This window comes from Pseudoalteromonas sp. Z1A2, from assembly GCF_011378755.1.
In the GTDB taxonomy this organism is placed as follows: domain Bacteria; phylum Pseudomonadota; class Gammaproteobacteria; order Enterobacterales; family Alteromonadaceae; genus Pseudoalteromonas; species Pseudoalteromonas distincta.
This window is the reverse complement of the sequence record NZ_WTKX01000003.1, coordinates 1-12,451: the sequence shown is the minus strand read 5'-3', so window position 1 is coordinate 12,451 and position 12,451 is coordinate 1. Positions and strand designations below refer to the sequence as shown.

Annotated in this window: 12 protein-coding genes and 2 pseudogenes; 11 read left to right on the top strand and 3 right to left on the bottom strand. The window is 38.4% G+C overall.

Features of this window, described 5'->3' with window-relative positions; translation table 11 throughout:
- Positions 1-89: 89 nt before the first annotated feature.
- From GQR47_RS02935 to GQR47_RS02900, 8 genes and pseudogenes are all read left to right on the top strand, one after another.
- Positions 90-719: pseudogene (locus GQR47_RS02935) on the top strand (phosphotransferase); the annotation flags it as partial.
- A 146-nt stretch (positions 720-865) separates the two neighbouring features.
- A complete protein-coding gene (gene upp / locus GQR47_RS02930) occupies positions 866-1,495 on the top strand; it encodes a uracil phosphoribosyltransferase (RefSeq protein ID WP_002958676.1) in 630 nt (209 codons plus the stop codon).
- Positions 1,496-1,505: 10 nt separating this feature from the next.
- Positions 1,506-2,744, top strand: coding sequence for a uracil-xanthine permease family protein (locus GQR47_RS02925; RefSeq protein ID WP_138490411.1), 1,239 nt, complete (start codon positions 1,506-1,508; stop codon positions 2,742-2,744).
- A 145-nt stretch (positions 2,745-2,889) separates the two neighbouring features.
- On the top strand, positions 2,890-4,635 hold the full coding sequence (locus GQR47_RS02920) for an HAD-IIB family hydrolase (RefSeq protein WP_165723512.1): 1,746 nt from the start codon (positions 2,890-2,892) through the stop codon (positions 4,633-4,635).
- Positions 4,628-5,848 carry a glycosyl transferase gene (locus tag GQR47_RS02915; RefSeq protein WP_002958673.1) on the top strand — a complete coding sequence of 407 codons (1,221 nt, stop codon included), beginning with the start codon at positions 4,628-4,630 and terminating at the stop codon, positions 5,846-5,848. The genes GQR47_RS02920 and GQR47_RS02915 overlap by 8 nt, the downstream gene beginning before the upstream one ends.
- Positions 5,849-5,903: 55 nt before the next feature.
- The gene (locus GQR47_RS02910; protein ID WP_165723511.1) at positions 5,904-7,682 is read left to right on the top strand and encodes a sugar phosphorylase; all 1,779 of its coding nucleotides are present in this window, start codon (positions 5,904-5,906) and stop codon (positions 7,680-7,682) included.
- Positions 7,683-7,850: 168 nt separating this feature from the next.
- Positions 7,851-8,240 (top strand): cytochrome b562, encoded by a 390-nt coding sequence (locus GQR47_RS02905; protein ID WP_165723510.1) that lies wholly within the window; start codon positions 7,851-7,853, stop codon positions 8,238-8,240.
- 83 nt (positions 8,241-8,323) lie between these two features.
- The gene (locus GQR47_RS02900; RefSeq protein WP_024591728.1) at positions 8,324-8,710 is read left to right on the top strand and encodes an OsmC family protein; all 387 of its coding nucleotides are present in this window, start codon (positions 8,324-8,326) and stop codon (positions 8,708-8,710) included.
- Between the two features lie 62 nt (positions 8,711-8,772).
- Here GQR47_RS02900 and ykgO read toward each other — a convergent pair whose 3' ends face one another.
- Together ykgO and GQR47_RS02890 are read right to left on the bottom strand one after the other, a co-directional pair.
- On the bottom strand, positions 8,773-8,907 hold the full coding sequence (gene ykgO / locus GQR47_RS02895) for a type B 50S ribosomal protein L36 (RefSeq protein ID WP_002958669.1): 135 nt from the start codon (positions 8,905-8,907) through the stop codon (positions 8,773-8,775).
- Entirely contained in the window at positions 8,904-9,170 is a 267-nt protein-coding gene (locus GQR47_RS02890; protein WP_165723509.1) for a type B 50S ribosomal protein L31, read from the bottom strand. Before GQR47_RS02890 ends, ykgO begins: the two co-directional genes overlap by 4 nt.
- Before the next feature lie 241 nt (positions 9,171-9,411).
- Here GQR47_RS02890 and GQR47_RS02885 point away from each other — a divergent pair, with 241 nt between their 5' ends.
- A complete protein-coding gene (locus GQR47_RS02885) occupies positions 9,412-9,681 on the top strand; it encodes a hypothetical protein (protein ID WP_165723508.1) in 270 nt (89 codons plus the stop codon).
- A gap of 323 nt (positions 9,682-10,004) precedes the next feature.
- Positions 10,005-10,967: a sensor domain-containing diguanylate cyclase gene (locus tag GQR47_RS02880; protein ID WP_165723507.1), complete on the top strand. Its 963-nt coding sequence runs from the start codon at positions 10,005-10,007 to the stop codon at positions 10,965-10,967.
- 74 nt (positions 10,968-11,041) lie between these two features.
- On the opposite strand, the pseudogene GQR47_RS02875 reads toward GQR47_RS02880, so the two are convergent.
- Positions 11,042-12,069 (bottom strand): annotated as a pseudogene (locus GQR47_RS02875) (metal-dependent hydrolase).
- 180 nt (positions 12,070-12,249) lie between these two features.
- Here GQR47_RS02875 and GQR47_RS02870 point away from each other — a divergent pair.
- Positions 12,250-12,451, top strand: a 202-nt coding sequence (locus GQR47_RS02870) for a helix-turn-helix domain-containing protein (protein ID WP_165723506.1), incomplete at its 3' end; no start/stop codon positions are given.

Genomic DNA, 12,451 nt, shown 5'->3' with positions numbered 1-12,451 from the left:
TTCACGAAATTCTGATGTATAGCGATTTGATTTTTTCATAGTTCCAGTTTCTCAAGTTATTGAGTCTCTGGCAAACACGGGGCGATTCAAACTTTACCAAACATGGGTTTACTCAAGCAGGGCCACAACATGTTAAAGCTATATTAAGGTGGCTTGCACACTTTCATGCGTTTAACTTAAGTAAACCCGCTGATGGGTTATGGCAGCAAGGCAACTACTGGCATTTAAGCACGCGCCCAGATGAGTTTAATAAACTAAAAGATAACCTTGATAAAAAGTCCGATATTAAAAATGCTGCACATAAAATAGATGAGCAACTACAAAGTTGTGCGTATAAAACGCTGATTCATGGCGATGCAAAACTTGCTAACTTTGCAGCAAATGAGCGCGATGAAATACTCGGTTATGATTTTCAGTATATAGGTGCAGGTTGCGGGATAATTGATGTAATGTATTTTATGACCAGTTGCTTAAGTGATGCACAATTACACGGATGCGCTGATGAGTATCTTGCGTATTATTTTGATAATTTAAAGACTGCTATTACTACTTATCATCCTACAGCACCAGCAGGTAAAATAGCTGACAATTGGCTCGCTTTATGGCCTGCTGCATGGGCTGACTTTTATCGATTTTTAGCTGGCTGGAGCCCCGAGCACCAAAAAATAAATAGTTATATGCAACAGCAAGTAAACAGCTGGTTAGCGAGTAACATTTAATAAACACAACGGGTTGATGGCTTGCATAAATATCAAGCAAAACAATGCATTTTGGCACGATATATGAAAATCTCTTTAAAACTACAGGTCAAATGACCTTTTTTAATATAAAATACTGCAAATTCTTGTATCAGTAGGTTTATATCATGGCAATTCACGTTATTTCTCACCCTCTTGTTCAACATAAACTAGGCCTAATGCGAGCGCATGGTATTAGTACTAAAAGCTTTCGTGAATTATGTTCTGAAGTTGGAACCTTATTAACTTACGAAGCAACTAAAAACCTACAGTTAGAAGATAACGAAATTACAGGCTGGGATGGCAATAAATTAAAAGTAGAGCATATTAAAGGTAAAAAAATTACCGTAGTGCCTATTTTACGCGCTGGTCTTGGCATGATGGACGGTGTTATGCAGTTATTACCAGCGGCTAAAGTAAGTGTGGTTGGTCTTGAACGTAACGAAGAAACACTAGAGCCAGTACCATATTTTGAAAAGCTAGTAGGTAATATTGATGAGCGCTTAAGCTTAGTTATTGACCCTATGCTTGCAACGGGTGGCTCAATGATTGCCACAATCGATATGCTTAAAAAAGCAGGCTGTAAAGAAATCAAAGTAATTGTATTAGTAGCTGCGCCAGAAGGTGTGGAAAAAACACTTACAGCACATCCCGACGTAGAAATATTTACAGCCTCTGTAGATAGCCACTTAAACGAAAAGGGCTATATTATCCCTGGTTTAGGCGATGCGGGCGACAAAATATTCGGTACTGTTTAGGAGTCTTTAAGTGCAAAATAATGACACCTTTTCAATAAAAACTATTTTAACAGGCGCGCAAATGCTGTTTGTAGCATTTGGTGCGCTGGTATTAGTGCCACTTTTAACGGGCTTGGATCCTAATGTTGCGCTTTTTACCGCTGGCATTGGTACTTTGCTGTTTCAGGTAGTGACTAAAGGCCAAGTGCCTATATTTTTAGCTTCATCGTTTGCTTTTATTGCACCTATTATTGCCGCTGTGCAAATGTGGGGCGTGCCAGCCACTATGGGCGGCTTAATGGTGGCCGGCTTTGCTTATATGCTTTTAAGTTTATTAGTGAAATTTAAAGGCGTTGCAACGCTTCATAAAATTTTACCGCCTGTGGTTGTGGGCCCAGTAATTATGGTTATTGGTTTAGCGCTTGCACCTGTTGCTGTAAATATGGCGATGGGTAAAAGTGGCGACGGCAGTATTCAAATTATTGATTACAACAGCGCTATTTATATTTCGTTGTTCTCGTTAGTGGTTACGCTTATTTTTGCAGTGTGGGGAAAAGGCGTATTTAAGCTTATACCTATTCTGGCAGGGGTTGTAGCGGGTTATTGTTTATCGCTTGCAATGGGCGTTGTGCAATTTGACGCAGTAACTAACGCACAGTGGTTTGCTGTACCAAACTTCACATGGCCTGAGTTTAAATGGCAGGCTATTTTGTTTATGGTGCCTGTAGCAATAGCACCTGCAATTGAGCATATTGGCGATATGATGGCTATTAGCCAAGTAACCAATAAAGACTTTTTGAAAAAGCCTGGGCTTCACCGTACTTTGTTTGGTGATGGCCTTGCGACGTCTGCCGCATCATTATTTGGCGGCCCGCCTAACACAACTTACTCAGAGGTAACGGGAGCAGTTATGCTTACCAAAAACTTCAATCCTAAAGTAATGATGTGGACAGCCATTATCGCCATTATTTTAGCCTTTGTTGCTAAAATGGGATCTGGCTTACAGACTATACCTGTACCTGTAATGGGCGGCATTATGATTCTACTTTTTGGCTCTATTGCTGTAGTGGGTTTAAATACATTAGTTAAGTCGGGCGATGATTTAACAGCACCACGTAACTTAAGTATTGTTGCACTTATTTTGGTGTGCGGTATTGGCGGTATGCATATTGGTGGTAGCCAATTTAGTTTAGAGGGCGTAAGTTTATGCGCTATTTTAGGCATTGTGCTCAACCTTGTATTACCTAAGGCGCAGCCTCAAGAGAGTTAATAGTGCACGTAAGTTAAAAATATTGCACCATAATAGCGCATTTTTAATGCGCTATTTTTTTAACCTACTAATAAATATACAAAAATAATAATGGTCTAGTATCTGCATTTAACTTCCAGAACGCATTGTATGCAAAGGAGTTACTATGTCAGAGGCCAATATTGTGGATATAACCCCGTTTTTAGCAAAACACCAACTGCCTTTAAAGTATCAATATTTGAGTGAGCAATATTTTGTTCCACTTGCGCATGACATCCTCGAATCTAAAAAAACAAATACTCCTATTTTTGTTGCCATAAATGGATGCCAAGGCTCAGGAAAAACAACACTCGCTGATTTTTTAGTTACCTGGTTTTCTAAAAACACACCACTTAACAGTGTTGCATTGTCTATTGATGACTTTTATTTAGCAAAACAAGCACGTAGTGAACTTGCCAAAGACGTACATCCTCTTTTTACTACTCGCGGAGTACCGGGTACTCACGATGTAGCGTTAATGAATAGCACAATAACTAACTTACTGGCAGGAGAGGTAAACGTACCGCTTCCACGTTTTAATAAACACGAAGACGACAGCGTGCCAGCAAGTGATTGGCTAACAAATGAAAAGCCAGTTGATATTGTTATTTTAGAAGGGTGGTGTGTAGGCAGTGAGCCACAACCGTTGTTTTCATTGAGTGAGCCGCTTAACGAGTTAGAGCAACAGTTTGATAAAGAAGGCGTTTGGCGCCGCTGTGTAAATAGCTGTTTGGCAAACGAGTATAAAGCCGTTTTTAACCTAATTGATTATACCGTTATGCTAAAAGCACCGAGCTTTAGTGATGTTTTTACATGGCGACAAGAGCAAGAACAAAAGCTAATAGCCAAAAAAGGTGAAGGCTCAGGCACCATGACTAACGAGCAATTGGTGTATTTTATTTCTCATTTTGAGCGCATTACGCGTGAGAACTTAAACACACTGAGCGCTAAAGCAAATGCATTAATTGAACTTGATAGCAATCGCGATATTAGCGGTATGCACCTAACGAGTGATGACACCCTTCAACCTATTATTTTTACAGATTTGGACGGTACATTACTCGATCACGCCGATTACAATACAAATAATATCAGTGAGTTATTACAGCAGCTGCAAAATGCGCATATTCCTGTGGTGTTTAATACCAGCAAAACTTTTTGCGAAGTTATAGAACTTAAAAACGATTTAAATATTCAACAGCCTTTTATTGTCGAAAACGGTGCAGCGGTATTTATTCCAGAAGACTATTTTGAATTAAAGCCAATTGGTTGTAAAAAAGTAGGCGCTTATTGGTGCTACGCAATGGCAAAGCCGTTATCGAGTTTATTAAATGATTTAAATACTTTAAAGGCGGATTATAAAGCTCATTACAAATTGTTTAGTGACTTATCGAGTGAGCAAATATCAGAGCTTACCGGGCTAAACGATGCACAAGCAAGGCGCGCACAAACTCGCGATTATTCAGACCCTCTTTATTGGTATGGCAACGACGAATTGCTCACAGCCTTTGTAAACGATGTTGAAGCACTCGGCTACGATATAAAAATTGGCGGACGCTTCATTCATATTGCCAAAAATACCGATAAAAGCGCTGCACAGCAGTGGTTAGTTAAACAGTTTACCCATCATTTCAGAAAGCCTCTCACGGTTATAGCACTGGGTGATAGCGATAACGATAAGCAAATGTTAGAACACGCAAATATCGCCATTATTATTGCCAATCCGGCGAGTAAAAAGCCGGTTAAATTGTCGCACAACAAAGCACGATATTCTCAATCACCAGCACCGCTGGGCTGGATTGAAGAAATAACGTCGTTGCCGTGTATTAGCAGTATTTTAAGTATTTCTGAGGAGCAAACATCTCATGGCTGATTTTTATCAAAATGGCATTATTACAACACTACATAATATTGCCGACAGACCAATAGAAGACCTAGAAAAAGAGCTACTTACTTTTAGTAAGCAGCGCCCTATGGGGTTAATACTTCCTTCGTTATTTAGTGAACTTGAAGGCCCTGCGCTGCAAAATATAGTTAGTGAATTACGCGAAGTACCATATTTATCACAAATTACGATAGGCTTAGATAGAGCCGACGAAGCACAATACCGTCATGCACTAGGCTTTTTTAAAGAGCTAAACCAAAATCATAAAGTATTATGGAACGACGGCCCACGCTTACAAGCACTAGATAAAGAATTACAAGAGCTAGGTGTTGCCCCACGCGAGCTGGGTAAAGGGCGTAATGTGTGGTACTGCATGGGCTATAAATTAGCAACAGCAGAAGTAGAGTCTATCGCGCTGCATGATTGTGATATTTTAACCTACGATAGAAGCCTACTTGCTCGCTTAATTTACCCCGTTGCGCATCCGCGTTTTAACTATGAATTTTGTAAAGGGTTTTACCCGCGTACTGCTAATGGCAAAATTAATGGCCGTGTATCGCGCTTATTAGTAACGCCACTGCTTCGCTCATTTAAAACAATTTTAGGCAATACCGACTACCTTGAATATATGGACTCTTTTAGATACCCACTTGCAGGTGAGTTTTCGTTTAGACGCGATGTATTAAACGATATTCGCATTCCAAGTGATTGGGGCCTTGAAATAGGCGTACTGAGTGAAATGTATCGTAACTATTCGCATAACCGCTTGTGCCAAGTAGATATTGCCGATAACTATGACCATAAGCACCAAGAACTTTCACTAGATGACCAAAGTGCAGGCTTGTCTAAAATGTCGATTGATATTACTAAGGCATTATTTAGAAAGCTGGCGACTCAAGGTGTTACTTTTACCAGCGAAACAATTCGTTCATTAAAAGCGACTTATTACCGTATCGGTTTAGATTTTATAGAAACGTATCATAACGACGCGCTAATGAACGGGTTAACGCTTGATGTACACCAAGAAGAAAAAGCAGTAGAAATGTTTGCACAAAATATTATGGAAGCAGGGCAACACTTTTTAGAAAACCCAATGGAAGCGCCATTTGTGCCAAGTTGGAACCGTGTTGTATCTGCAATGCCAGACGTACTTGAGCGCTTAAAAGAAGCCGTAGAGCTAGATAACGAAGAATATAGTTAACCTGCGTGCAGGTTAACTAGCCTATAAGTCTAAACAATAAATATTAGGGGCGCATGTGAGCACAGTTAGCGAATTATTTTTACAACGAGTAGAGCAACATCTTCATATTATTTATGAGGGTGTTGAGCTGCCTTTATCGGTTACTGAGCTTGCTCAGCAACTCATTAAAATTATATTAGGTAGCAATGCACTGCGCGACCCGACACCCCATACAAACCGATGGGATGAACAAGATATAGTATTGATTGCTTATGGCGATTCTATTATTAAACACGATGATAGTGAATTTGCCGTATCGAGCCCAATGGAGGCACCGCTTAAAACACTACACCGGTTTATAAAAGAGCAATGTGATATGCAGCTAAATGCGCTGCACATATTGCCATTTTACCCGTACAGCTCAGATGAAGGCTTTGCCGTAATGAACTACGTGCAAGTGAATGAGTCGTTAGGTGATTGGGGAGATATTCAAAACATCGCTAAAGACGTAAAGTTAATGGCAGATTTAGTTATTAACCATTGCTCAAGCAGAAGCGTATGGTTTGAGAACTTTTTAAACGATTTACACCCTGGTAAAGACTACTTTAAAACGGCCAGCTTAACGGATGATTTAAGCCAAGTTGTACGCCCGCGAACCTCATCGTTATTAAATACTGTAACAACGCCAAGCGGTGAAAAGCACGTATGGTGTACGTTTAGTCACGATCAGGTTGATTTTGATTTTGGCAATCCTGATGTGCTTAAAGAATTTGTGGGAATAATTAGGCATTATTTAGACAATGGCGTACGTTTATTTAGACTCGATGCTGTTGCATTTTTGTGGAAAGAGCTTAATACAAGTTGTATTAACTTGCCGCAAACACATGAAGCCGTAAGGCTAATGCGAACACTTATTGAGCACGCAGAGCCCAGCGTAGTTATTATTACCGAAACCAACATTCCAAACCAAGAAAACCTATCGTACTTTGGTAATGCTAACGAAGCGCACAGCATTTATAACTTTGCATTACCGCCATTGTTGCTACACACATTACTTAGCGGCGATAGCACAGCAATTAAACATTGGATGATGAGTATGCCGCCTGCGCAAAATGGTACTGCATACTTTAACTTTATAGCCTCGCACGATGGAATAGGGCTCAGACCAATTGAAGGTTTACTACAACCTAGCGAAGTGGCGTCACTAGTAAGTACAACCATGCAGTTTGGTGGTCGTGTATCTATGCGTACAAGTAACGATGGCACACATACACCGTACGAGCTAAATATTGCTTTATTTGATGCACTTCAAGGGACGCACAATGGCCCCGATAAGTTTGGCCTTGAGCGATTTATGTGTGCTCACGCAATTATGTTTGCGCTTGAAGGTATCCCAGGGCTTTATATTCATAGTTTGTTGGGTACAACTAACGATTACGACCGATTTGAAAATTCACAGCATAACCGCGCTATAAATCGTCATCGTTGGCAAGAATCAAAGCTATTGGCGGCAATTGATGAAAAGTATAGTCATCATCATAAAGTGTTTAACGGCATAAAAAGCTTATTGGCAGTGCGCAAAAAGCAGAGTGCCTTTCACCCAAATGCTACACAGTTTACGCTGCATTTAGCGGGTGGTTTATTTGGCTTTTGGAGGCAAAGTATAGACAGACGCCAAAGCATATTTTGTGTTTATAACATTAGCGATAAACCACAAACGCTCACATTGGCCGACTTAAACTTAATTAACACCCAAAAGTGGTTTGATTTGGTAGCAAATAAAACGATTGAAGAAAGCCAATTAACGATAGAGCTAGAACCATACCAAAGCGTGTGGCTGAGTAATATTAAATAAATGTTAACTCTTTAAAAGTCTGCAAATGCAGACTTTTTTATTGCCTAAACGTTGTAGTTTTTTTATTGTAAAGCCCCTTTACAGTACTTAAAAGTTCACTATTTCTGTTGAGTTACTTTTATCAGCATAATTGATACAATTAGCCCTCTTTTATTTATAGGGTTTTTCATGAAGTATTTTTATTTAGCTATTACGTTACTATTTAGCTCGTTGGCTTTAGCCCAGCAGCCTGTCGATCTTGAAATAAATATGAAAAACACGGGCCTCGCTTACAAACAAGCAGTGCAGGCTACACAAGTTGACGAATTTAATACCGCAATTGATGAATTTATTAAGCTGGTTAAAGTGAGTAAAACAGGTAAGTTTTATAAAAAACCAGATCAATCATTGCAGGGCCTTGATAAAGTGATTGCTCAAGCTGAACTTGCAAAAAAAGCAGCAAACGAGCAGGGGCTAAGTGCGGCGAAAGAACCACTGAAAAATATAGATAATTTACGTAAAAAATATCATGAGTTACACGAGCCTCCAGGGTTCTTTGAATTACTGTTCGGTTCATAAACCTAAACTATATGTATCTTTAGTCGCTACTTTTAAGCTAATTGCGTTAAAGGTATCTGCAGCAATAAATATAAGGAAACACAATGGAAATTTCAGTTTCAATGTTAGAAGGCCAAAAGCAAAGCGCTAAATTTGGCGACCTAGAAGTAATAAGTGATCAAAGCGTAAACGCTGGTGGCAATGCAGAGTATCCAGAACCGTTTGATTATTTTTTAGTAAGTATGGTTTTATGTGCAGGTTTTTATGCGCGTAAGTTTTGTGAACAGCGTGATATTTCAACGCAAGGTATGACGCTTACTCAAAATAACGAAAATGTAGATGACAACGGTAAAAAGCTATTTTCAATTGAGATTAACTTACCAGAAGGCTTCCCTGATAAATATAAAAAGGCGCTTATTGCAGCCGTTAATACCTGTACGGTAAAAAAAGTAATTCAGGCAGTACCAGAGTTTTCAGTAGTGGTAAAATAGTCCCCCTAAATTAGGTAGCTTAAGCAAGCTACCTAATTATATGTTGAGCATCCCCGTTTAACTTATTTCTTTTTCATTCCTTGTACTGCTTTAAAGCGTGGGTTGTTTTTACAAATTACAAATACGCGGCCTTTGCGTTTTACAATTTGACACCCCGGACGTTGCTTTGCACTTTTAAGAGAGCTTAATACTTTCATACCTTTTCCTTTTTAACAGTCGATAAACTTTTAAAACGACGATTAAACTGTGCAACGCGGCCATCTGTAGCGGCTGTTTTTTGCTTGCCTGTATAAAATGGGTGCGAGTCACTTGATACATCAATAGGTACGTATGGATATGTATTACCGTCTATTTCTACTGTGCGGCTCGTTTTTATGGTTGAGCCAATAATAAAGTAAGAATCAGCAGCGGTATCGTGAAAAGCAACCACGTGGTAATCAGGATGAATATTTGGTTTCATAATACGCCTCAATAAATGATATGTGATAATATATCACTTTAATTTACCGTATTTATTCTCCCATTGCAAATTATTTAAATGTTCCTCAAAAGGGGCGTAATTGCTGGCTATTTGCGCAAATAAATCAAAAAATAAGCACTTGAATCAAAAATGCTGGCTATTGGCGTTTAGGCTGTTATAACTATATTTAAGAGTTAAAACGTTAACAAATACGGTTATAAAGTTATTACAGAGGTTATGTATGAGTGACGCAACACAACAACAAGAACAAATTGATCAAGGGGTGATGGAAACCCTACGAGAGCGCGACCACAGTACCTTGGCGCAACAAGTAAATCCGTTAACCTGCAACCACAATGATATTGTAGAGTTACTAGCAAGGTATATGGCGCTAAGCGAGCAAGAAGATGATGAGCTGTTTGATACTTGGTTTGATAACCTAACTAAAGAGCAACATACTGTTTTAAAAATATTTGAAGTTTACCGTGGACAATATGAGCACCAAAATTAAAGTGTTTATTTTTGTAAGTATGCCAAATCCAGTGGTTATTTAAATAAAACTAAATAGCCACTACTACTTTTTAACTAGAAAGTAGTAATGTTGTATCAACCACTACTCCCACCTGTTTTCATCATAATTTTTTGCGGATTTAATCTAATCTTTATTTAGGTACGACTTACTGATATTCATAAGTATTTATTGCTATTTTAAGGTAATGTTCTAGTTTTAATAGACAGACTGTTTATAATTTAAATAAGTTTATGGGTTATATACTCGAAAATATTCGCTCCCATTTCGTAATTTATAAAACACTTAAAATTAATTGAGCTTTAATGATTCAACCTGAGATCCCAAGTAACGAAGCAGAGCGATTACATGCGTTAAAAACATTAAAAATTCTAGATACGTCGCATGAAGAGCGCTTTGATCGTGTTACTCGTATTGCCAAGCGTATGTTTAATGTTTCTATTTCATTGGTTACTTTAATTGACGAAGACCGCCAATGGTTTAAATCTAGGCAGGGGCTTGATGCGCCTGAGCTTCCTCGCGAAACCTCATTTTGTGGCCATACCATAAATCAAGACGAGCTATTAATAATCCCAGATACAGCCCAAGATAAAAGGTTTTTTGATAACCCTTTTGTTACAGGCGATCCTAAAGTACGCTTTTATGCTGGCTTTCCTTTAAAATTAAGGCAAGGGGTTATTATAGGCACTTTATGCCTTGCCGATAATAAACCTAGACACCTTAATGATGAAGAAAAACAATTACTAAGAGATTTAGGCACGTTAGTCGAGCGAGAGATTCAATCGATTCAACTAGCCACAATTGACGAGTTAACAAAAATCTCTAACCGACGTGGCTTTTTAAACTTTGCCGAGTATACGCTAAATATATGTAGGCGAAACAAAGTATCAATGTCGTTTATAGTGTTTGATCTTAATAAGTTTAAACAAATTAATGATATTTATGGGCACCACGAAGGCGATTTTGTATTGAATAAATTTGCGCAAATTATGCTTAGTTCATTTTGTGATTGTGAAGTAATAGGCAGACTTGGCGGAGATGAGTTTGTAGTAATGTTAAGTGATTTAGATGAAACAAAAGCTGAGTTTGTTTTACAAAGGTTTGCGGATGCAATTGCGCATGCCAATAATACCTTAAATAAGCCTTATAAAATCGATTACAGTGTAGGGGTAACACACTTTAAATACGATACAGGTAAATCGGTTGAGGATATGATTCAAGATGCTGATTGCGCTATGTATCAGCAAAAAAAGCAGCAATCACTTTAGTGAGCTATTTAGTTTAATTGCTGCTTGAACTTCACTTAACTTCCTCATGCTAGTACAAATCTTATAATAGGTAGTTATTGGCTGTTGCAGTCATTTTTTGCAGCGGGTGAGGCTAAAGACACATTTGGTTGCCAAATCCTGTTCCATATTTTATGAAGATTGTTTAAGTTTGGCCTTTGACTTATTTTTTCAAAATTACCAAGGCTCACCTCTAAATCATTTTTTTTGCCCACTACAAAATTAAACACATAGTTGCACTCCATCCCCATACGTAAATCAGAAAGTACAATATTGCTTTGCTGTTGGCGCACCGAATAAAACCCTTTAGTAAACCACTGCAAGCGTTTTATAGCCCATTCATCGCTAATATTATTTAACAATGAAGGCGTTGTTCGATAAGCCGTTAATGTAACATCGCTGGGCGCGTCAAATACTGATGCATAACCTTCGTAGTATTGCCCGTCAGACATCACAACAATACGCCACAGTAAAGTGGTTAGCTAACATACGCATTTACTGGTATTTTCCTGTTGTTGAGTGCTGTTTTTACTTTGTTATCAATATTTACTTTTAAAATTAAAGCGCAAAATAAATATAAGCTACTTAAAACTAAGGTCACTGCATTTATACGATAAGCCGTTGTTGGTTTTATTTTGGGTATTAGCGTACATATTACGCCAATTAATAAAGGAAGCGTGTAAGCGGGGTCAATAATAAACACGCTAGAAACTGCAAAGGGGTACTCAGTAAAAGGCCAAAGTAGTTGTGTACCGTATACTGTTAGGCTGTCTAATATGGCATGTGTAGATAAACTCAAAAATACCAGCCAAAACCAGCGCACTTTATAAGTTTTCATTCCGGTGTGTATTTTTAATATTAGCCATACAATGATCGGGCTAATTAATAAATGTATTAATAACGAATGGCTAAAGCTACGGTGGTAAGTAAATGCTTCTACAGAGCCACCATAAGGCAAAAATACATCTAAATCAGGAAGTGTGCCTAAGATAGCACCCCACAAAACGGCTTTTCGACCTATTTTATTGCCTAATACCGCATAACCTACAGCACTACCTAATGCTACCTGCGTTAAAGAATCCATGTTGATTAATACCTTTAATTACGACTTTTATTGCTTATACTTTTTGATTATTAAAAAGCGTCAAAAAATCGGTTAAAACGTTTCCTAGATTCAAATTGTAAGTGCATAACTTGTTTTGGCTAGATTAAGTGGTCAGTTGCTCATAAGCTAACTACTTTTTCTCCGGCAAGAGATTTTACAATGAGACATTACAAACAACTGACCTATGCGCAAAGATGCCAGATCGCCGTTCTAAAGAAAAGTGGTTTTACGCAACAAAGTATTGCTGAGCTAACTAATTTATCGCAATCTACGATTTCAAGAGAGCTTTCTAGAAATACAGGTAAGCGAGGTTACAGACACAAACAAGCTCATGAGCGGGCTTTGTTTCGCCGAAGAAGTG